Annotated in this window: 19 protein-coding genes; 6 read left to right on the plus strand and 13 right to left on the minus strand. The window is 71.4% G+C overall.

What is annotated here, in order from left to right; translation table 11 throughout:
• Nucleotides 1–104: 104 nt before the first annotated feature.
• The 3 genes from ACIP9D_RS31640 to ACIP9D_RS31650 all read left to right on the plus strand — a co-directional run bounded on the left by ACIP9D_RS31640 (nucleotide 105) and on the right by ACIP9D_RS31650 (nucleotide 4,387).
• The gene (locus ACIP9D_RS31640; protein WP_350874462.1) at nucleotides 105–2,213 is read left to right on the plus strand and encodes a M14 family zinc carboxypeptidase; all 2,109 of its coding nucleotides are present in this window, start codon (nucleotides 105–107) and stop codon (nucleotides 2,211–2,213) included.
• 81 nt (nucleotides 2,214–2,294) lie between these two features.
• Entirely contained in the window at nucleotides 2,295–2,954 is a 660-nt protein-coding gene (locus tag ACIP9D_RS31645; protein WP_350874461.1) for a fasciclin domain-containing protein, read from the plus strand.
• Nucleotides 2,955–3,184: 230 nt separating this feature from the next.
• A complete protein-coding gene (locus ACIP9D_RS31650; RefSeq protein ID WP_350874459.1) occupies nucleotides 3,185–4,387 on the plus strand; it encodes a low temperature requirement protein A in 1,203 nt (400 codons plus the stop codon).
• A 6-nt stretch (nucleotides 4,388–4,393) separates the two neighbouring features.
• Here the strand turns inward: ACIP9D_RS31650 and ACIP9D_RS31655 are convergent, their stop codons facing one another.
• The gene (locus ACIP9D_RS31655) at nucleotides 4,394–5,389 is read right to left on the minus strand and encodes a tyrosine-type recombinase/integrase (protein WP_350874458.1); all 996 of its coding nucleotides are present in this window, start codon (nucleotides 5,387–5,389) and stop codon (nucleotides 4,394–4,396) included.
• A gap of 54 nt (nucleotides 5,390–5,443) precedes the next feature.
• Between ACIP9D_RS31655 and ACIP9D_RS31660 the strand changes: the two genes are divergently transcribed.
• Entirely contained in the window at nucleotides 5,444–6,022 is a 579-nt protein-coding gene (locus ACIP9D_RS31660) for an AAA family ATPase (protein WP_350874456.1), read from the plus strand.
• Between the two features lie 41 nt (nucleotides 6,023–6,063).
• Here ACIP9D_RS31660 and ACIP9D_RS31665 read toward each other — a convergent pair whose 3' ends face one another.
• Entirely contained in the window at nucleotides 6,064–7,179 is a 1,116-nt protein-coding gene (locus ACIP9D_RS31665) for a DUF4185 domain-containing protein (protein WP_350874454.1), read from the minus strand.
• Nucleotides 7,180–7,350: 171 nt separating this feature from the next.
• Nucleotides 7,351–8,301, minus strand: a complete 951-nt coding sequence (locus tag ACIP9D_RS31670) for a fructosamine kinase family protein (RefSeq protein ID WP_350874453.1) — start codon at nucleotides 8,299–8,301, stop codon at nucleotides 7,351–7,353.
• A 135-nt stretch (nucleotides 8,302–8,436) separates the two neighbouring features.
• Between ACIP9D_RS31670 and ACIP9D_RS31675 the strand changes: the two genes are divergently transcribed.
• On the plus strand, nucleotides 8,437–8,859 hold the full coding sequence (locus ACIP9D_RS31675) for a DUF6223 family protein (protein ID WP_350874452.1): 423 nt from the start codon (nucleotides 8,437–8,439) through the stop codon (nucleotides 8,857–8,859).
• Between the two features lie 111 nt (nucleotides 8,860–8,970).
• Here ACIP9D_RS31675 and ACIP9D_RS31680 read toward each other — a convergent pair whose 3' ends face one another.
• From ACIP9D_RS31680 to ACIP9D_RS31705, 6 genes are all read right to left on the minus strand, one after another.
• Nucleotides 8,971–9,633: a response regulator transcription factor gene (locus ACIP9D_RS31680; protein WP_350874451.1), complete on the minus strand. Its 663-nt coding sequence runs from the start codon at nucleotides 9,631–9,633 to the stop codon at nucleotides 8,971–8,973.
• Nucleotides 9,630–10,769 carry a sensor histidine kinase gene (locus ACIP9D_RS31685; RefSeq protein ID WP_350874450.1) on the minus strand — a complete coding sequence of 380 codons (1,140 nt, stop codon included), beginning with the start codon at nucleotides 10,767–10,769 and terminating at the stop codon, nucleotides 9,630–9,632. The genes ACIP9D_RS31680 and ACIP9D_RS31685 overlap by 4 nt, the downstream gene beginning before the upstream one ends.
• A 94-nt stretch (nucleotides 10,770–10,863) precedes the next feature.
• A complete protein-coding gene (locus ACIP9D_RS31690; RefSeq protein ID WP_350874449.1) occupies nucleotides 10,864–13,245 on the minus strand; it encodes an excinuclease ABC subunit UvrA in 2,382 nt (793 codons plus the stop codon).
• A gap of 52 nt (nucleotides 13,246–13,297) precedes the next feature.
• Nucleotides 13,298–13,708: a VOC family protein gene (locus ACIP9D_RS31695; RefSeq protein ID WP_350874448.1), complete on the minus strand. Its 411-nt coding sequence runs from the start codon at nucleotides 13,706–13,708 to the stop codon at nucleotides 13,298–13,300.
• A gap of 5 nt (nucleotides 13,709–13,713) precedes the next feature.
• Entirely contained in the window at nucleotides 13,714–14,163 is a 450-nt protein-coding gene (locus tag ACIP9D_RS31700) for a helix-turn-helix transcriptional regulator (RefSeq protein ID WP_350874447.1), read from the minus strand.
• Nucleotides 14,164–14,251: 88 nt separating this feature from the next.
• Nucleotides 14,252–14,920, minus strand: a complete 669-nt coding sequence (locus ACIP9D_RS31705; protein ID WP_350874445.1) for a TetR family transcriptional regulator — start codon at nucleotides 14,918–14,920, stop codon at nucleotides 14,252–14,254.
• 59 nt (nucleotides 14,921–14,979) lie between these two features.
• Here ACIP9D_RS31705 and ACIP9D_RS31710 point away from each other — a divergent pair, with 59 nt between their 5' ends.
• Nucleotides 14,980–15,849, plus strand: a complete 870-nt coding sequence (locus ACIP9D_RS31710) for an SDR family NAD(P)-dependent oxidoreductase (protein ID WP_350874443.1) — start codon at nucleotides 14,980–14,982, stop codon at nucleotides 15,847–15,849.
• A gap of 121 nt (nucleotides 15,850–15,970) precedes the next feature.
• Here ACIP9D_RS31710 and ACIP9D_RS31715 read toward each other — a convergent pair whose 3' ends face one another.
• The 4 genes from ACIP9D_RS31715 to ACIP9D_RS31730 all read right to left on the minus strand — a co-directional run bounded on the left by ACIP9D_RS31715 (nucleotide 15,971) and on the right by ACIP9D_RS31730 (nucleotide 21,044).
• The gene (locus tag ACIP9D_RS31715) at nucleotides 15,971–18,127 is read right to left on the minus strand and encodes an FtsX-like permease family protein (protein ID WP_350874442.1); all 2,157 of its coding nucleotides are present in this window, start codon (nucleotides 18,125–18,127) and stop codon (nucleotides 15,971–15,973) included.
• Nucleotides 18,124–18,804: an ABC transporter ATP-binding protein gene (locus tag ACIP9D_RS31720; RefSeq protein ID WP_350874441.1), complete on the minus strand. Its 681-nt coding sequence runs from the start codon at nucleotides 18,802–18,804 to the stop codon at nucleotides 18,124–18,126. The genes ACIP9D_RS31715 and ACIP9D_RS31720 overlap by 4 nt, the downstream gene beginning before the upstream one ends.
• Nucleotides 18,801–19,325: a PadR family transcriptional regulator gene (locus ACIP9D_RS31725; protein WP_350874440.1), complete on the minus strand. Its 525-nt coding sequence runs from the start codon at nucleotides 19,323–19,325 to the stop codon at nucleotides 18,801–18,803. Before ACIP9D_RS31725 ends, ACIP9D_RS31720 begins: the two co-directional genes overlap by 4 nt.
• 120 nt (nucleotides 19,326–19,445) lie before the next feature.
• Nucleotides 19,446–21,044 (minus strand): beta-N-acetylhexosaminidase, encoded by a 1,599-nt coding sequence (locus ACIP9D_RS31730; RefSeq protein WP_350874438.1) that lies wholly within the window; start codon nucleotides 21,042–21,044, stop codon nucleotides 19,446–19,448.
• Between the last annotated feature and the right edge of the window lie 47 nt (nucleotides 21,045–21,091).

Below are 21,091 nucleotides of genomic sequence, written 5' to 3' on the forward strand. Positions count from 1 at the left end.
TTCCCAGCCGCAAGATTCCCTCAAGATCGTTGCGTCGCAGATCCATGCCGATCATGCTGGTGCCCACCGCGCCAAGGTCCACCAGTCCGCGCCATGGAGGCCAGATGAAACGCCAGCGGTCCCTGCTGATCGCACTGTCCACACTGCTCGCCGCGAGCCTCGCCACCGTCGCGACCCCGGCCAGCGCCCAACAGGCAGCCGAACCCAACCAGGTCAGCGACCTCACCGTCCGCCAGGCCGACGGGTACGCCACCCTCGCCTGGCAGCCCGTCGACGGCGCCACCGACTACCAGATCGAACGCACCGCCGTCGACGACAACGGCACCGCCACCGGCACCCCCACCATCGTCGGCGTGTGGCGCCCCAACCGGCAGATCAACCAGCAGTCACCCACCTTCGCCGACGCCGGCTTCAACCCCGGCGACCGCTTCAGCTGGCGGGTACGCGCCCGCACCGGCACCACCGAACAGCCGTACTCCGAGCCCGTCGTCGGCACCACCACCGCCCCCTGGGGCAACCCCGCCACCCCCGGCGAGCAGCTGCGCACCCAGTGGGAGACCACCCACGCCGCGCAGTACACCAGCGACACCGACGAGTACGCCTACACCGCCGCCATCGACCAGCTCAGCGACCGCGTCCGGGTCGTCGAGATCGGCCGCACCGTACTCAACCGGCCGATCAACATGTTCGTCATCGGCTACCCCACCCCGCCGGCCACCCCGGCCGCCGTCGCCGCCACCTCACCACTCGCCGTCAACTGCAACGTGCACGGCAACGAGCCCGGCGACCGCGAAGCCTGCCTCATCATGGCCCGGCAACTCGCCTTCAGCACCGACCCCCGCACCATCGACCTGCTCAGCCACACCACCGTCCTGATCGTCCCCACCATCAACGGTGACGGCCGCGCCGCCAACACCCGCGGCAACTCCACCGGCCAGGACCTCAACCGCGACTACTCGCTCATCCGCCAGCCGGAGACCGCGTCGTACGTCAAGATGATCCGCGAATACCGGCCCATCGCCGGCTACGACGGTCACGAGTTCGGCAACTCCCGCGCCGGCGACCTGCCCATGCTGCCGCCCCGGCACCAGAACGTCGCCCAGGCCATCTTCGACGAGTCCCAGGACATGATCGAAGGCCACATGTACGCCAAGGGCGCCGAAGCCGGCTGGTGGGCCTGCCCCTACGGCTGCGAAGGCGGCGGCAACGTCGGCCTCAGCGAGGAAACCATCCTGCGCAACACCCTCGGCCTGAAGAACGTCGTCAACAGCCTGCTCGAACTGCGCAGCTCTGGCGGCCAGACCCGACCCGACGAGGGCAACAGCGCCAACAACCGCCGCCGCAAGACCTTCTCCGCCCTCTGGACCTTCCAGCAGTTCCTCGACTACCACCGCGCCAAGCTCGCCGACATCACCGGCGCACGCGCCGAAGCCATCACCTTCCAGGCCGCCAACACCGGCCGCCTCGTCTTCCGCGGCTCCCGCCCCATCCCCGCCCACCCGGCACCGCACCCCGGCGACAGCCCGCCGCCGATCGACGCGCCGCCGGCCGACCTCATCCTCGACAACGCGCCCTGCGCCTACAAGCTCACCGAGGAGCAGTACCGCGGCGCCCGCACCGACGGACCCGGCGGCGTCGGCACCACCGTCGCCGACCGCATCGCCGCACACGGCTGGAAGGTCGTCAAGACCGCCGACGGCTACTACGTCCCCCTCAACCAGCCCGAACGCGGCCTCATCCCGCTGCTGCTCGACGGCCAGGGCGTGGAGAACCTCACCGACGGCGAACGCGTCTACCCGACCCTCACCGGCCGACGCAACGGACCACTGACCGTCAGCGGGTTCACCTGCCTCGCCGACGCCACCGTCAACGGCCCGATCACCGTCCGGCCCGGCGGCGCACTCGTCGCCACCGGCAGCACCGTCAACGGCCCGATCGCCGCCACCGGCGCCGCCGGCGTCATGCTCGCCGACAGCACCGTCAACGGCCCGCTGCGGGTCACCGGCACCACCGGCGCGGTCTCCGTCATCGACGTCACCGTCACCGGCCCGGTCGACCTCTCCGCCAACACCACCGGCACCGACACCCCGCTGATCGCCGGCAGCACCGTCCGCGGCCCGCTCAACTGCACCGCCAACACCCCCGCGCCGATCAACCTCGGCATCGCCAACACCGTCCAGGGCCCCCGCGCCAACCAGTGCGCCACCCTGTGACACCCACCCGGTGACAGGTGCCGGCAGGACGGGCCCCACGCCCGCCCTGCCGGCACCACACCCGAGCCAGTGGAGACCGCCGTGTCGTACCCCCGCACCAGCACCCCGCGGCGCGCCGCCCGCCTCGCCGCGGCGGCCCTGCTGCTCGCCCTCACCGCCGCCTGCACCAACGACGACGCCAACCCCGACCCGAGCCCGGCCGCCGTAGCGGCAGTGCAGGTCAGCGGGCCGCTCTGCGCCGCCCTGCCCACCGGCACCGAACCCGGCAACCCCACCTTCCTCGCCGGGCAGCCCGTCGACGACGCGCTGCGCTGGATCCCCACCATCACCACCTTCGAAGCGGCAATGCGCGCCAGCGGCCTGCTCACCGACCTCGACCGCGACGGCATCACCCTGCTCGCACCCACCGACGACGCCTTCGCCGCGAAGTTCAACGACGACACCTGGGACACCCTGATGACCCGGGACCACGAGAAGCTGCGCACCCTGCTCAAAGCGCACCTGATCACCGGCACCCACACCGTCGACGAACTCGTCACCGCCGGCACCGCCACCACCGTCGACGGCACCAACCTCACCGTCACCCGCACCGGCACCAGCACCCGCTTCGCCGACGACAAGGCCAAAGCCGACGCCGTCTGCGCCGACTACCAGGCCACCGGCGCCCGCATCCACCTCGTCAACGCCGTGCTCGGCCCGCTACCCACCACCGCCGACGGCACCGGACACCGCGCCCACTGACCCGCCGCCACCCGCCGGCCGGCTCGACGCGCCCGCCGCGCACCAGGGACAGCCGCCCCAGCCGGACCCGGCCGGCCGGAGCGCCGCCCGAGCGATGCTGAGCCGGTCGCGCCGTGCCGAACCCGGACGCCGCAACGGCCAGGCCCGCGCAAGCCGGCCGAAGAAGCCCGCTCGGGGTCGCGACGCACGAAGATGACGGGATGGGGCGGATCCAGCGGTCAGGCGCGGTCATGACCGCGGAGACCCACCGGACGACCCTCTTCGAGATCTTCTTCGACCTGGTGTTCGTCTTCGCCCTCATCCGGGTCACCCAGTTCATGACCGCGCGGCCCACCCCGGAGACCCTGATCCAGGGACTCGTCGTCCTGCTGCTGTTGTGGATCTCCTGGCTGGTCTACGCCTGGCTGGGAAACTACGCCCGAATCGACGCCGGGCCACTGCGCGTCGGCACCACCGCCGCGATGGCCGCCGTCTTCCTCACCGCGCTGGTCATCCCAGAGGTCTGGGAATCCGGCCCGGGAACGACGGAACCCCGGCTGACAATGGTCCTGGCCTACATCGTGCTGAGGTCGACCCACCTGGCCCTCTACCACTGGTCGGCGGCGGGCAACCGGAGGCTGCGCACGACCATCCGCTACTACACCCTCACCACCGTGCTGTCCTGGATCCCGCTCGTCCTCGGCGCCATGTACGGCGGCACCACACAGATCCTGCTCTGGACCACAGCCCTCGTCGTCGACCTCTCCGGCGGAGTGCTCGCCGCCAACCTCAGCGGCTGGCCGGTACGCAGCCCGGGCCACTTCACCGAGCGGCACAGCCTCGTCGTGATCATCGCGCTCGGCGAATCCCTGATCTCGGTGGGCGCCGGCGTCGGGGCCGGCATGACCCACCGACCTGTCCTGCTGGCCGCACTGCTCACCCTCGCCGTCACGGTGTGCCTGTACCGGCTGTACTCGCGAAGCGCGACGACCGCGGAGCAGACGCTGAGGACGCAGACCGGCGCGGAACGGGGCCGGATGGCCACCAACGCCTACAGCGTCGCCCACTTCCCGCTGATCGCCGGGACCATCTACCTGGCGCTCGGGGTCGAGCAGGTGCTCGCCCGACTGACCCACCAGCAGGCCCACGGCGGCGCCGACCCACCCCTGGGCTGGATCCCGGCCGTCGCGCTGTTCGGCGGGACGGCCCTGTACCTCGCAGGCCGGGCGATGTTCCTCAGCCTCAGCCTCCGATGCGCGACACCGGGACAACTCCTCGCCCCCGGCGCGGTACTGCTGCTCCTACCCGCCGGCCGGTTCCTGCCCGGCATGATCGCCCTCGGCCTGCTCACCGCATTCCTCGTCGCCCTTGTCTGCTACGAGTTCCTCTCCGGCGCCGAACGAGACCGCGATGCCACGGACGATCGTCGCGCACCGGCCCCCGGCCCACCGTGACGACAGCTACCCCGCAGGCGCGGGGAAGGCCAGCGCGCGGTTGGTCCGGTTGGACCGCACCGCCGCGCGCTGCTGACCCGCCGTCACCTCGATGTACGTCTGCGACGCCGCCAACGACGCGTGCCCCAGCAGGCGCATGATCTCCGCCGCGCTCGCCCCGTCCTCCGCCAGCCGCGTCGCGAACGTGTGCCGCAACGCGTGCAACCGCGCCCCGCGCGGCACCCGGTCGGTGATGCCCGCCCGCCGGTAGCATGACTCCACCAGGTACTGGAGCCCACCCCGGCGCAGCGCCTCACCTCGGCGGTCCACCAGCAGCGGCGAATCCGGCCGGACACTGCGCGCCCCGAACCGACGCCGGCGGCTGTCCAGGTAGCCGGCCAACACCCGGTCCAGGCCGTCCTCGATCGGCACCGAACGCGGCCGCCCACCCTTGCCGAGCACCTCGATCCGGCGCTCACCGACGCGACCGGCCAGGGACGCCACCCGCAGCGCCAACAGCTCGCTCAGGCGCAGCCCGGCGCAGAGCGCCACCGCCAGCACGGCGAGGTCGCGCTCCGGCCAGGGGTCGCGCTGCCGGCCGGCCTCGCGGACGACCGCGGCGAGCAACTCCTCCGGCGTGTCCTCACCTCGCAGTGGCTTGGGTTGGGGGAGCGGCGTGCGAGGGCGGCCCACCGCCGGCATCGGATTTCCCGCTACCACGCCCTCGGCGACGAGGAAGGTGAAGAAGGTGTTCCAGGTGGACCAGGCACGGTGGACGGACGCGGCGGCGCGGGGCGCGGCGAACGCGGCGAACGCGGCCCGCATGACGCGGGGGGAGAGGGCGTCGACGGGCAGCACGTCGAGGGGGAGGGGAGGGGTGAGCCCGTCCCCGGCCAGCGCAGCGACGGTGCGCAGGTCTCGCCGGTACGCCTCCAGCGTGTGTGGGGAGGGCTTGCGGGTGGCCCGAGCGGTCAGGAACTCCTCGATCAGGTAGGCCACCGAGTTGTCCTGTTTGTCATGCATAAGGGATATTATGCATGATTTTCGCGTTTTACGACAGGCGAGGGGAGTGCGGAGATGCGCCGATATGTGCTGACCGGGGCGCCGGGGGCGGGTAAGACCAGCATCGCCGAGGAGCTTCGGCGGCGGGGATATCCCGTCGTCACCGAGGCGGCGACCGATGTGATCGCCGTGCGGCAGGGGCGGGGCAGCGACGAGCCGTGGCGCGAGCCCGGCTTCGTCGAGGCCGTCGTGCGCCTTCAGCGGCACCGCCAGCAGGCGGCCGACGCGCGCGGCCACGTGCAGGTCTACGACCGCTCACCACTGTGCACCCTGGCGCTGGCGCGTTACCTGGGTCGGCCGGTGAGTCCGACGCTGGCCGCCGAGGTGAACCGGGTCGCCCTGAAGGGGATCTACCAACGCCAGGTTTTCCTGGTCGAGCCGTTGGGCTTCGTGACACCGACGGCGGCGCGCCGGATCAGCCTCGCCGAGTCACTGGAGTTCGCGCGCGTGCACACTCAGGTGTACGTCGAGCACGGCCACGAGCTGGTCGCGATCGCGCCCGGCTCCGTCACGCAGAGGGCGACCGCGGTGGCGACGTATCTCGGGCCACCGGCCCCGATCGAGGAGACCCCCGATCCGGTCTACTTGACATAATGTACATTATCGAACCTACTGGTGCGGACCCGCAGCGCCGCTCAGGCGGTGCCGACGAACTGGCTGACGTGGTAGGCCGTACTCCGCCCGTCGGGCGTCCTGGTCCACTTCGAGACCATCAGGTGCAGGTCGTTGGCCTGCCGGCTCGAACTCGGGTGGATGAAACCGCCGTAGAGCCCCGGCTCCTGCCAGGAGGTGACCTGCACCTTCTCCGGCGTCCAGACCTGGTCGGGCCCGCCCGCCGTGCGGGTGACGATGCAGCCGGTGGCGCAGTTGAGGTAGGACAGCACCCAGGTGCCGTCGGCCAGCCGCCGGACCGACGGCTCGCCGAAGCGGCCGCTCAGGATCGGCGTGCAGGGCCGCCCCCAGCCCCAATTGCTGCCGTTCCAGCCCCAGCCCTCGTACGACTCGGGGTAGAACAGCCGGTCCCAGCGGACCCGGCGCAGCATCATCGGGCCGTCCTGGCGTCCCGAGCGCACCGAGAAGACGTACACCCAGTCCCCGTGGCGTTGCATCGTCCACATCTGGAACGGGTCGGTGTTGCTCCCGTTGTTCCACCACTTCAGCGGCGTACGAATGAAGTCGTTGCCGTTGTCGCTGTAGGCCAGGCCGGCGTAGCGCGACCGCCAGTGCGGCCCGGCGGGCCCGGCGGAGACCCAGTTCTCGATGCTCATGTACGAGATGAGCTGGCGGCCGGTCTCCGGGAAGCTGATGCCGTCGTTGGGGATGACGGTCACCTCCCACAGACCATCGATGCCGACTCCGTTGTGGCCGTTGTGCATCAGCTCGGGCGCCCGCCCGTCGCCGGTGACCCGGGCCGCGCTGTCGAAGACGACGCCGCCGGCGGCGCCGGGGTGGATGTTGGAGCGCAGCATCACCGGTGAGCGCCAGTCGTTGGGCAGCGGCGGACCCTCCGGCCACGGAGTGTTGAAGGTGTCACCGAAGAGGTAGCCGATGGAGCCGTTCTCCAGCACGTAGGGGATGCCGAGGTCGGTGCCCGCGACCCGCCACCGGTGGTTGGTGTCCAGATCCGCGCCGGTGAGGCGCTTCTTCCAGGACGCGGCCCGCGCGGCACCGGGGGTGAGCAGGGCGCCGGTCGCCGTGGCAGCGCCGACCACGGCGACCCTGCCGAGTAGCGTGCGGCGATTGATGGTCATGGCGGTAGTCAAGCTGTGCTGGGACGCCGAAGGATGTTTTCGGGTGGGCCTTCTCGCTCTGCCGGAATTTTCCGCTATCCCATTGACAGGTGTCGTGGTTTCTCTCCAGGCTCGCGGCAGTCGGAGCTCAACACCGGAACTCGACTGCGACATCAGCCGTCGGGCCTCTGGTCAGGTTCGCGTCCGGAACGGGGCGAGGGTGGCACGGATCTGTTCGGCCGCGCCCCAGTCGTCGTCGAACTGGGCCAGCACGGCGAGGTGTTGCCGCAGCTGGATGATCGGCATGCGGGCCCGCCAGTCGTCGTCGAGGCAGGTCAGCTCCGCATAGACCTCGAAGAACCGGTGCGCCTCGTGCGGGGGCGAGGTGGACCACACGTGCGCGAGGTCGACCTCGGCCCACATGTAGGACACGGCCGGGTCGATCAGCGCGGGCTCCCCCGTCGGTGTGGCCAGGACGTTCTGTGCCCACAGGTCACCGTGCGTCAGGCATGCCGGCCGGTCCGGCAGCAGTTCGGGCAGTCGGTGACACAGCCGCTCCAGCGCCGCCCGGTCTCCGCGGTCGAGTGCCGCCTCGACGCGGGGCTGTCCGAGCCACCGAAGCAGCCGGTGCTGTGCGAAGAATGCGAAGCCGTCGTCATCCCACGTGTTGATCTGCCGGCGCCGACCCAGCCAGTTGTCGCGGTGCCATCCGAAGCGAGGATGTGTGGTGCTCATGTGCAGGCGGGCGAGCGCATGCGCCAACTGCTCCCAGAAGGTCTCGCTGCGCGGCCTCGGCCGCAGCACCGACAGCACAAGCAGTTCTCGACCCGCCATGATCACCTCGGGTGTCGCCACGCCTCCGAGTTCGTGCAGGACGGCCAGCCCTTCGGCCTCCGCGACGAAGACGTCATCGGCCGGCGGGTCGGCGAAGGCCTTGACGAACACCGGTGGCGCCTCTCGGCGGGTGGCTATGCCCGCGAGCGCCGCTACCCCACCCGTCGCCGGCTCCACTGTGACGACATCGCGCATCCCCGCCCGGACCAGACACTCCAGCAAGAAGATCGTCGACCGCATGGGGAAAGGATCGGCCTTCGTCGGTCGAAACGCGAGCAGGCTGGGAGGTCGAGCCGGTCGGCGGGACAACCCCGGAGGTACGAAGCCCCGATTGTTGACAACCCCGGTGGTACGCCCACCCGCAACTGCGGCATGACGACGGGTGACCTCGCCGGTACATACGCTGCCGCCTGTACCCGTCCTGCGAGCAAAAGGGGATCCTCGATGTACGTCCGTCACCTGCTTGCCACCACCCCGACCGTCCTGCTCGGGGGCTTCGGGCTCGCCGCCCCGGCGGCCGCGCACGTCTCGTTCCAGCCGGTCGCCGCCGACGCCTTCACCATGAGCGCCGGGCGTCTCGGGGCCTCCGTGGCCGCCGTGGTGGGCCTGATCGGCGTTGTCATCGGTGGGCTGGCGCTGGCCCGTCCCGCCACCCGGATCGGCACCGCCAACGGCCGAGGCGGCGGCCTCGTGGCCCTGGTGGCGGGGCTGATCGGCGTCGTCCTCGGTGGGCTGGTGGTGGCCACCTCCGACGGTGGTGTCGGCACCGGCAACGGCCGAGGCGGGGCCTTCGTGGCCCTGGTGGTGGGGGTGGTCGGCATCGTCCTGGGTGGGCTGGCGCTGGCCCGCGCCCGCCGTGCCGGCTGACCAACGGCTCGGGTGCCTGCCGGTCCCGCCACGCCCGGGCAGGCGCGTTGACACCGCCTGCTCGGGCGTGGCGGGTGCCGTAGCAGGGTGCTCTCCCCCGCCGGTACGTTGTCAGGGGCCGGCGAGCCAGCCGGGGACGGTCAGGCCCGACTCGTACGCGAGGATCACCAACTGGGCACGGTCCCGGACCTGGGCCTTGGTCATGATCCGGCTGACGTGTGTCTTCGCGGTGGCCGGGCTCAGCACCAGCCGCGCCGCGATCTCGTCGTTGGAGAGGCCGGCGGCGACCAGCGCCATCACCTCACGTTCCCGCTCGGTGAGCGCGCTCAGCCGTGGCCTCGGGTCCGGGTGTGTGGCCCGGGCGGCGAACTCGGAGATCAGCCGGCGGGTGATCGACGGCGCGATCAGCGCGTCACCGCGGGCGACCACCCGCACCCCGTGGATCAGCTCCGCCGGCTCGGTGTCCTTGACCAGGAAGCCGCTCGCGCCGGCGCGCAGCGCGCCGTAGACGTAGTCGTCCAGGTCGAACGTGGTCAGGATGATCACGCGGACGTCGGAGTTCGCGGTGATTTCCCGGGTGGCTGCCAGGCCGTCCAGCCGCGGCATCCGGATGTCGAGCAGGGCGACGTCCGGTCGCAGCTGCCGGGCGAGCCGGACCGCCTCGGCGCCGTCGACGCCTTCGCCGACCACCTCGATGCCGTCCTCGCCGTCGAGGATGGATCGGAAGCCGGCGCGTACCAGGGTCTGGTCGTCGGCGAGCAGCACTCGGATCACGCCGGCGCTCCTGCCGGTGTGGGGCGCAGCGGGAGTCGGGCGTGCACCCGGAAGCCGCCGTCCGGCCCGGGGCCGGTGGTGAGCGAGCCGCCCAGCGCTCGGGCCCGCTCCCCCATGCCGAGGATCCCGTTGCCGGGCCGGCCCGGTGTGCCGGTGCCGTCGTCGTCGACCTCCACCAGCACGCCGTCGCGGTCGGGTCGGACCCGGATCACCGCGGTGGTCGCGCCGGCGTGCCGGGTGACGTTGGTCAGCGCCTCCTGGACGATCCGGTACGCCGCCAGGTCGACCTCCGGCGGCAGGGGCCGGGTCTCGGTGAGTTCGGTGCGGATGGCCAGCCCGGAATGCCCGGCCGTGCTGACCAGTTCGTGGAGGCGGTGCAGGCCGGGTGCGGGCATTTTCGACGCTTCGCTCTCCTGCCGCAGGATGCCGAGCGTCGTGCGCAACTCGCGCAGCGTGTCCTTGCTGGTCTGTTTGATGGCGGTGAGCGCCTGCAGGGAACGGGTGGGGTCGGGGCGGTGCAGCGCGGCGCTGGCCTGCACGTTGATCAGTGACAGGTGGTGGCCGAGGGCGTCGTGCAGCTCGCGGGCGATGCGCAGCCGCTCCTCGGTGGCCCGGCGCCGGGCCTCCTCCTCCCTGCCCTGCTCGGCGGCGAGGGCCCGGGCCTGCGCCTCGGCGAGGTAGGCCCGGCGGTTGCGGGTCACGCCGACGATGACCGCGATGAGCCAGCCGGCGTGCAGCAGCGTGGCCCCGTTCGCGGTGTTGGCGGTGGGGTCGTAGTTGTCCGCGAGGGCGAAGGCGGCCACGGAGGCGAGACCGAGCCCGATGGCGACCGCGAGGTGGCCCTCGTCGACGACGGTGTAGAGCGCGACGACGAAGACCAGCATGATGGGGCCGGGGCGGTGCAGCAACGCCCCGTACGCGCCGACGGCGGCCAGAGCCACCACGCCCACCGCCACCGGGTGACGGCGGCGCAGGTGCAGCGCGCCGGTGGCGGCCAGCACGGCCAGCAGCGCCGCCCAGTCGGTGGTGGTGTCGATGCCGCGTGACTGGGCCAGCAGGCCGACGAGGGCGACCAGGCCGACTCCGAGGATCAGGGCCGTGTTCGCCGCCCGGCCGTGCCATCGCCAGCTGGACATGCGTCGAAGCCTAACCCCCGGTGACGGGGCGGAAGAAGGCCCGGCCGAGGCGGGGCGGCGCTGCGGCCTCCCCGCCTCGGGCTGTGGATGACGGTCAGCGGCTGACGTAGTCGGCGAGGTGCTCGCCGGTGAGGGTGGCGCGGGCGGCGACGAGGTCGGCGGGGGTGCCCTCGAAGACGATCCGGCCGCCGTCGTGGCCGGCGCCCGGTCCTAGGTCGATGATCCAGTCGGCGTGGGCCATGACCGCCTGGTGGTGTTCGATGACGATGACCGACTTGCCGGAGTCGACGAGCCGGTCGAGCAGGCCGAGCAGTTGCTCGACGTCGGCGAGGTGCAGGCCGGTGGTCGGCTCGTCGAGGACGTAGATGTCACCCTTCTCGGCCATCTGGGTGGCCAGCTTGAGCCGCTGGCGCTCACCGCCGGAGAGGGTGGTGAGTGGCTGGCCGAGGGTGAGGTAGCCGAGTCCGACGTCGGCGAGCCGGTCGAGGATCTTGTGGGCGGCCGGGGTGCGGGCTTCTCCGTCGCCGAAGAACTCCTCGGCCTCGGTCACCGGCATCGCGAGCACTTCGGCGATGTTGCGGCCGCCCAGCGTGTATTCCAGCACCGAGGCCTGGAAACGCCGGCCCTCGCACTCCTCGCAGGTGGTTTCGACGGTGGCCATGACGCCCAGGTCGGTGTAGATGACGCCGGCGCCGTTGCAGGCGGGGCAGGCGCCCTCGGAGTTGGAGCTGAAGAGAGCCGGCTTCACGCCGTTGGCCTTGGCGAAAGCCTTGCGGATCGGGTCGAGCAGGCCGGTGTAGGTGGCGGGGTTGCTGCGTCGCGATCCGCGGATCGCACCCTGGTCGATGACCACGACGCCGTCACGGCCGGCGACCGAGCCGTGGATCAACGAGCTCTTGCCGGAGCCGGCGACGCCGGTGAGGACGCAGAGCACCCCGAGCGGGATGTCGACATCCACGTCCTGCAGGTTGTGCGTCGACGCGCCGCGGACCTCCAGCGCGCCGGCGGCGGCACGCACCGATTCCTTGAGGCTCGCCCGGTCGTCGAGGTGGCGTCCGGTGATGGTGTCGCTGCTGCGCAGCCCCGCCAGGGGGCCCTCGTAGCAGATGGTGCCGCCGCCCGTGCCGGCGCCGGGGCCGAGGTCGACGACGTGGTCGGCGATCGCGATCGTCTCGGGCTTGTGCTCGACCACGAGCACGGTGTTGCCCTTGTCCCGCAGTCGCAGCAGCAGGTTGTTCATCCGCTGGATGTCGTGGGGGTGCAGGCCGATCGTGGGCTCGTCGAAGACGTACGTGACGTCGGTGAGCGAGGAGCCGAGGTGGCGGATCATCTTGGTGCGCTGGGCCTCTCCCCCGGACAGGGTGCCCGCCGGCCGGTCGAGCGAGAGGTATCCCAGGCCGATCTCCGCGAACGAGTCGAGGAGGTGCTGCAGGCCGGTGAGCAGCGGGGCCACCGAGGGCTCGTCGAGTTTCCGGACCCAGTCGGCGAGGTCGCTGATCTGCATCGCGCAGGCGTCGGCGATGTTCTTCCCGTTGATCTTCGACGACCGGGCCTCCTTGCTGAGGCGGGTGCCGTCGCACTCGGGGCAGGTCGTGAAGGTCACCGCGCGCTCCACGAAGGCGCGGATGTGCGGCTGCAGGGCGTCGACGTCCTTGGACAGGAACGACTTCTGGATCTGCGGGATGAGGCCGGCGTACGTCAGGTTGATCCCGTCGACCTTGATCTTGGTTGGTTCCCGGTGGAGCAGGTCGTGCAGTTCCTTCTTGGTGTACTTGCGGATCGGCTTGTCGGGGTCGAAGTAGCCGCAGCCGCGGAAGATGCGGCCGTACCAGCCCTCCATGCTGTAGCCGGGGATGGTGATGGCGCCCTCGTTGAGCGACTTGCTGTCGTCGTAGAGCTGGGCCAGGTCGATGTCGTTGACCGAGCCCATGCCCTCGCAGCGCGGGCACATGCCGCCGAGACGGTTGAAGGTCGCCTTCTCGGTCTTCGTCCTGCCAGCGCCGCGCTCGACGGTGATCGCGCCGCTGGCCTTCACCGAGGGGACGTTGAACGAGTAGGCGTTGGGCGAGCCGATGTGCGGCTGTCCGAGTCGGCTGAAGAGGATGCGCAGCATCGCGTTGGCGTCGGTGGCGGTGCCGACGGTGGAGCGGGGGTTGGCACCCATCCGTTCCTGGTCGACGATGATCGCCGTCGTCAGCCCCTCGAGCACGTCGACCTCGGGGCGGGACAGCGTCGGCATGAAGCCCTGCAGGAACGCGCTGTAGGTCTCGTTGATCATCCGCTGTGACTCGGCGGCGATGGTGCCGAAGACCAGCGAGCTCTTTCCCGAGCCGGAGACGCCGGTGAAGACGGTCAGCCGCCGCTTCGGGATCTCGACGCTGACGTCCTTGAGGTTGTTCTCGCGCGCGCCCTGCACGCGGATCAGATCGTGGCTGTCGGCGTCGTGCAGCCCGGGCGACCGGGTGGCCATGCTCATCGTGTCTCCATCTGTGCCGGTGGTGCGGACCAGGGTGGTGAGCGCGGGCGGCTCAGCGCAGTTCGTTGATGCGGATGAGGTTGCCGGTGGGATCGCGGAAGGCGCAGTCGCGGACACCGTACGGCTGCTCGGTGGGCTCCTGGACGACCTCGGCGTCGCTGGCCTGCAGTCGCTCGAAGAGGCCGTCGAGGTCGTCGGTGGCCAGGGTGATGGCGCCGTAGCTGCCCTTGGCGATCAGTTCGAGGATGGTGCGGCGCTCGTCGTCGGTGATGCCGGGATCGGCGGCCGGCGGGTGCAGGACGATGGAGGTGCCCGGCTGATTGGCGGGGCCGACCGTGAGCCAGCGCATCCCGGAGTAGCCGACGTCGTTGCGAACCTCGAAGCCGAGGGTGTCGCGGTAGAAGGCCAGGGCGGCCTCCGGGTCGGTCTGCGGGAGGAAGGCGTAGTGAATGGTGATGTTCATGGCCGTCACGCTAGTTGCGGCTGGCTGGCCCGCGCTTCTCGATTCCTGATCGGTCTGGTGACCTGTTTGGCCAGGCACGGGGGGATCTCCGCGGTGGCGGGGGCGGTCTGGGCCCGGTAGGTGCTCGGCGGCACGCCGACCAGCTCGGTGAAGCGGGTGCTGAAGGTGCCCAGCGACGAGCAGCCGACGGCGAAACAGACCTCGGTGACGGTGAGGTCGCCGCGGCGCAGCAGTGCCATGGCCCGTTCGATGCGGCGGGTCATGAGGTAGGAGTAGGGCGATTCGCCGTAGGCCTGGCGGAACTGGCGGCTGAGGTGCCCAGCGGACATGTTGGCCCCGCGGGCGAGCGCCTCGACGTCGAGGGGTTTGGCGAATTCCCTGTCGATGCGGTCGCGGACGCGGCGCAGCCGGGCGAGGTCACGCAGGTGCTGCTCCTCGGCGGGTCTGCTGGTCACGTGCTGGATGGTGCCACACCGGGCCGACAGTTGCCCACGCCCCGCGTCCGGTGGGCGTGGCACACGCTGGTGGTGCGGGGCCCGCCGGTCAGGTGGTGGCTTCGGCGCCGGCCCGCATCCCGGTCAGCAACGCGGTCAGGATGCGGGTGAGCTGGGGGCCGACGTCGACCGCGGCGTGGGCGAGCTCGGGGTGGGTCTCGTAGAGGGTGCGCAGCTGGGTGCCGGGGGCGGCCATCTGCCAGAGGGCGCCGGCCATGCTCGTGGCGGTGGCGACGACATCGACCGCTTGGCGCTCGGTGATGTCGAGGTGCCGGCGCAGCTCCTCGACGATCGCGGCGACCTGGCTCAGGGCGATCGTCTTGAACCGGTGGGCGGCGTCGAGTGACACGTTGCGTTCGAGGTTCAGCGGGGCCTGGGAGAGCAGGTCGCAGAAGAAGGGGCGAGCGGTCAGCGTCTCGGCGAGGGTGGCCCCGATGGTCTCGGGGGTGGCCGGGTCGAGGGTGTCGAGGGCCGCGCGGACGGCGGCGGACCACTCGCGCCACCCCTCGGCGGTGAGGGTCAGGAAGATCTGCTCGCGGGTCTCGAAGTAGCGCAGCATGGCGGACTTGTGCATGCCGACGGCTGCCGCGATGTCGGTGAGGGTCACCTCGCGGACGCTGTGCTGGGCGCCGAGGGAGCGCGCCGCGTCGAGGATGGTGCGTTCGCGAAGCTGCTTGGCCTCGCCGCTGCGGGCACGTTTCGGAGGGGTCGGGAACATCACATCCATCTTAACACAACTCGGTTGCACTAATAACGAAACCGTGTTTCGCTAGGTGCATGGCAACGACATGGTTCATCACCGGCTCGACCCGCGGCTTCGGGCGGGCCCTCACCACCGCCGCCCTCGATGCCGGCGATCAGGTCGTGGCCACCGCGCGGACGCCCGAGCAGCTCGCCGACCTGGTCGAGCAGTACGGAGACCGCATCCTGCCGGTGGCCCTCGACGTGAGCGACCAGGCTGCGGCCGTGGCGGCTGTCCAGACCGCGGTCGACCGCTTCGACCGCATCGACGTGGTCGTCAACAACGCCGGATACGCGAACCTCGCACCGATCGAAACCGGTGCCGACGAGGACTTCCGACGCCAGTTCGACACGAACTTCTGGGGCGTCTACCACGTGTCGAAGGCGGCGCTGCCGGTGCTGCGGGCGCAGCGCGGCGGCACGATCATCCAGTTCTCGTCCATCGGCGGGCGGGTCGGCGGCAGCCCCGGCCTGGGCTCCTACCAGGCGGCGAAGTTCGCCGTCGACGGCTTCACCCGGGTCCTCGCCGCCGAGACGGCCCCGTTCGGCATCCGCACCCTCGTCGTCGAGCCCAGCGGCTTCGCCACCGACTGGGCGGGCTCGTCGATGACGGTGCACGACGTCCCGCCGGAGTACGCGGACACGGTGGGCCTGCGCCGGCAGAACAACCCGCTGCTGACCGCCGGCGACCCCAAGCGCGCCGCCGAGATCCTGGTGCGCATGGTGCACCGCGGCGACCTGCCGTCCCACCTGCCGATCGGCGCCCTCGCGGCGACGATGGCACTGGACTACTCGCGGAAGCAGATCGCCGAGGCCAGCGCGTGGGAGCAGGTCAGCCGGTCGGCCGACTTCGACCAGCCGTACCCGGTCGACCTGCCGCCGCAGCAGCCCGCGGCGAACGGCTGATCCGGCCGCGGCGCCGCGTCGCCGCGGGTCCGGGTGACCCGCGGCGGCGCGGCCGGGTGCGCAGCGACGGGGCGCCGAGCGGCCCGTGCGCCCTCCCACCCGGCCGCGCCTGGTGGGAGGGTTACTCGCTTCGTGCGGTCTCCGGTCCGGTGACGCGCTCCAGCAGCGGCATCGTGGCGGCGATGACGCCGAGGCAGGTGGCCAACCCGACGACGATGATCACGTAGAAGCGCGGTTCCGGCGCGACGAGCGTGTAGTCCATCTGCGCCCGGAGGAACAGGTGGGCGGCGAGCAGGCCCATCCCGATGGCGATGGCGGCGACGGCGAGCATCGGTACGGCGCTCTCCAGCGCGACCACCCTGCGCAGGACCCGCACCGGTGCGCCGCTGAGGCGCAGCAGGCTGAACGGACGCCGGCGTTCGGTGAGGCCGCCGATCACGCTGACCGCGAGGCTGCACCCGCCGAGCGCGAGGCTGGCGATGATGATGACGTTGGCCAGTTGTTCCCAGCCGCGCAGCGTGTTGGCGAAGTCCGACTCGAAGTCACCGGGCACGTTCGGCCCCACCCAGAAGGTCGGGTACGCGATCTCGAGCACGGTGCGGGTGCGCTCGATGGCGGTGGCGGACCCGTCCGTGCCGACGACGATCGACACCACCGGCAGCCGCTGAAGCTCGTCGAGCGTGACCGACGCGGTGTGCCAGAACTTTGTGGACGACGCCGATTCCTGCCAGAGGCTGAGGCCCAACGGCACCTCGGCGACGGTGGCGCCCTCGGCGCACCGGCCGTACGCGCCCGGGAGGTCGGTGCACGCGATCACCCCGACCTCGCTGGAGCCGGTCAGGACCGGGTTCTCGCGGATCGCGGTCGCGGACCGCACGCCGCTGATCGCGTGTAGCTCGGCGAAGAGCGTGTCGGGCACCGACGATGCCTTCTCGTCGAAGACGGTGGTCACGGTGCCCGCGTCGGTCGAGCCGACCGGGGCCGGGCCGCGGTTGGCGACGATCGTGGTGATCACGCCGACGGCCACGCTCGTGACGAAGAGCGCGAGCATGATCCCGCTGATCGCCCGGAAGCCGGCCTTCGGGTTGTCGGCGAGGCGTCGCGCGGCGATGAGCGTGGCGGGGCGGCTGGCGTACCGGGCCATGACGCGGGCGCCGACCATCGTCAGCCACGGGCCGGCGAAGACCAGGCCGGCCATGATGAGCAGCAGGCCGGGCAGGAACACCGCCGTCTGGCCGTCGGACGTCTCGGGCCGGAAGCCGAGAGCGAAGAACAGCACAGCGACACCGAGCACGGCCGGGATCAACCGGTACGCGCGGGGGGCGCGGGGGGTGACCCGGCGGGTGACGCCCAGCGGTGAGATCCGCACCCGGCGCAGCGACACCTGGGCCGCCACCGCCGCGCCGGCCGGGACGCCGAGCGCGACGAGCAGGACGTCCAGCACGCCCAGCGACATGTCGCTGGGGAAGAACGGCATGCCGGTGAACGGGATGCCCGCGAGCGGGCCGCGGAACGCGTAGAACAGCAGGAAGCCGACGGCGGTGCCGGCGACGGCGGCCGCGGTCGCCTCCACCGCGGCGACCACCGAGATCTGCTTCGGTGTCGCGCCGACCAGGCGCATCGCGGCGAAGCGCTGCTCCCGTCGGGCAGCACTGAGCCGGGTGGCGGTGCCGATGAAGATCAGCACCGGAAAGAGCAGCCCACCGGCGACCACGCCCAGGATGAGGTTCACCGTGGTCTCGGGCAGCGCGGGTTTGTCGCCGACGCTGGTGACCTGCTTGGCGTTGGGCAGCTTGCCGACCTCGTCGGGGGTGCCGCCCACGATGACCAGCAGGGTGTCCGGTGAGGTCAGCGCCGCCGGGCCGACGACCCCGAGGTCACGCCCCGGGTAGCGGTCGCGCAGTTGGTCGGCCGGGTGGGCGGCCAGCAGCGTCCGCAGCGAGGGCGAGGCGTAGTACTCCCCGGCTGCCGGGGTGGCCGGGATGCCGTTCGGGGTGGGCGCGTTCGGGCCGGTCGCCGCGACGTCGATCCGGGTTATCTGCCTGCCGTGGAAGTAGTCGTCGCGGGTCGACCACCACAGCGGGTCGGCGTCGCCGCCGGTCGAGGCGCTGGGATACACCGACGCGTAGCGGGTGAGCTGCGCGTTGACGGCGTTGACCCCGGCGAGGGTGGTCAGCAGCAGCCCGGTGCCGACCGCGACGGCGGCGGCGATGACGACCAGGCGGGTGAGGGCCTCCCGGCCGCCGGCCACGGCGAGGCGGAACGCGAAGGCGATCATGAGGCGATCCGGTCCGGCGCGTTCACACGCCCGTCGCGGACCATGACCTCGCGGTCGGCGTACGCCGCGATCCTGGGCTCGTGGGTAACCAGGATGACCGTGGTGCCCTGCTCGCGGGCGGCGTCGACCAGCAGGTCCATGACCTGCTCGCCGGTGAGCGAGTCGAGCGCGCCGGTCGGCTCGTCGGCGAAGAGCACCTGCGGCTCGGCGACCAGGCCGCGGGCGAGGGCGACGCGTTGTGCCTGCCCGCCGGACAGCTCACCCGACCGGCGCTGCTGCAGGCCGTCCAGGCCGAGGCGTTCGAACCAGGCTCGCGCCCTGCGCAGCGCCTGCGCCCGGCGCACGCCGCTGAGCAGCAGCGGCAGGGCGACATTCTCCACCGCGGTGAGCTCGGGGACGAGTTGGCCGAACTGGAACACGAAGCCGAAGCGGTCCCGGCGCAGGCTGCTGCGTTCGGTCTCGGCCATGGTGTCGATCCGGGCCCCGGCAAAGAGGATCTCACCGGCGTCGGGCACGAGGATGCCGGCCAGGCAGTGCAGCAGGGTGGACTTGCCCGAGCCACTGGGGCCCATGATGGCGAGGATCTCGCCCGCCTCCACGGCGACGCTGGCGCCGCGCAGCGCGGGCGTTCGGCCGAAGGAGAACTCCACCTCGCGTGCTTCGATCACGGCGCTCATGGCCGCACCGCCTTCCTCAGGGCGTCCAGTCGGGCGCCGGTCATCTCGATCCACCGCAGATCCGCCTCGAGGTGGTAGAGGCCGTGGTCGGCGAGCAGCGCGTCGACCAGGTTGCCGGCGCGCTTGACCTCGGTGAGCTCGCGCATCCGATGCAGGTGCGCGCTGCGCTGGGTGTCGAGGTATTCGTCGGCCGGACGATCCAGCATCAGCGCGAGCACGACCTTGGCGAAGAGCACCGTCTGCAGGTGCGGCTCCGGCTCGACCGGCTGGGTCAGCCAATGCTCGACCTCGGTCGCGCCCAGGTCGGTGATGATGTAGCGCTTGCGGTCCGGGCCGGAGCCGGGGGCGACGTCGCTGATCACCACCTTGCCGTCGCGGGCCAGGCGGCTGAGGGTGGAGTAGACCTGGCCGAACGGCAGCGGCTTGCCGCGCCCGAAGAAGGCGTCGTAGTCGCGCTTCAGGTCGTACCCGTGGCTGGGCTCGCGTTCGAGGAGGCCGAGAAGGGTCAGTGGCACGCTCATGCGAGGAGACTACACTGAGGGTATACCTCGCGTATATACACTCGGATAATGATCGGATGGGGCGGGACGTACGGCAGACCGCGGGGGTGGGGGTCCGGGCCGGACCCCCACCTCACCTGCTCAGATCCACGGCACCTGCGGTGACGGGTAGAAGTCGACCTGCTGCAGGCGCCAGCGCGGCGCCTGCTCCCCCAGCCGCGTCCGGAACGACTCCCAGTCGTGGCTCGCCGCCGTCGACCAGCCGAGTTCGGCGATCGCGGGCAGACGCGGGAAGGCCATGTACTCGATGTCGTCGAGGCTGCGCAGCGTCTCCGACCACAGTGGCGCCTCGACGCCCAGGATCGCCTGCTCGCCCACGCCGGCGACCCGGGTCGCCGGGTCCCAGTCGTAGGCGTCGCGGACCTCGATGTAGGCGGCCCAGGAGAGGCCGAGGCGGGTGTTGCGGTCGTACTTCATGTCGAGGTACGCCTTGTTCGCCGGTGACATGACCACCTTGTTGCCCCGGGCTGCGGCCTCGGCCAGGTCGGCGTTGGTCGTGCCGGTGCCCCAGAACTGGGCCACCACGTCGGTCGGCGGGTCGACCTGCATGACCTCGTTCCAGCCGTAGGCGCGCTTGCCGTACTTCGCGACCAGCGGCAGGACCCGCGTCATGAACGTGCGGTACTCCTCGTCGGTGGTGGCGTGGGCCTCGTCCCCACCGATGTGCAGGAACGGGCCGGGGGTGATCGCGGCGAGTTCGCGGATGACGTCCTCGACGAAGCGGTAGGTCAGCTCGTCGTCGATGCAGAGCGAGCTGTAGCCGACCGCGATGTCGGTACGCGGCGCCGGTGCGACGCCGTCGCAGTTGAGCTCGGCGTAGGTGGACTGGGCGGCGTTGGTGTGCCCCGGCATGTCGATCTCGGGGACGATGGTGATGTGCCGGGCGGCGGCGTAGGCGACCACCGCCTTGTAGTCGGCCTTGGTGAGGTAGCCCGGTCCGACGCCGTCGACGCCGGTGCCGGGGCCCCCGCCGACCGTGGTGAGCCTCGGCCAGGAGTCGATCTGGATGCGCCAGCCCTGGTCGTCGCTGAGGTGCAGGTGCAGGTAGTTGATTTTGTACTGGCTGAGCAGGTCCAGGTAGGCGGTGATCTCGTCGACGGTGTGGAAGTGTCGGGCCAGGTCGAGCATCGCGCCCCGGTAGGCGAAGCGCGGGTAGTCCACGATCCGGCCGCCGGGAACGCTCCAGGTGACCCGCTGCCGCTGCGACGCCTCGATCTCGGCGGGCAGCAGCTGACGCAGCGTCTGGGTGCCGGCGAAGAGCCCGGCGGCGGTGTTCGCCCGGATCGTCACGCCGCGGCGGGTGACGTCGAGCTGGTAGCCCTCCTGGCCGACGCGTGCGTCCGCGCCGCCCAGCAGCAGGGCGATCTCGGGCAGGGGCGTGGCCCGCACCGGCAATACGGGCAGCGGGTAGCCGGTCGCGGGGCGCAGCGTCTCGGCGAGCTGTCGGCCCACCCGCCAGGCGGCGCCCGAGCCGGGCGAGGTGCGGATGACGGTGTGCCGGCCGAGCGTGAAGGTGCCCCGGGCGTCGGGGCGGGCCTCGACCGGCGCGGGGATCACCTCGCCCAGTTGTCGGGCCGGGGTGGCGGGCGTGGCGACTGCCGGAGCGCCCGGAAGGACGAACGGTAGTCCGAGTGCGGCTATGGCCAGCAGCCGCGTCATGGTGGTGGGTCGGCGACGCACGGATACCTCCAGGCCTCGTCTGATCGGCGGTGATCGATCTGTTCCGC

The sequence above is a fragment of the Micromonospora sp. NPDC093243 genome, from assembly GCF_044753725.1.
In the GTDB taxonomy this organism is placed as follows: domain Bacteria; phylum Actinomycetota; class Actinomycetes; order Mycobacteriales; family Micromonosporaceae; genus Micromonospora.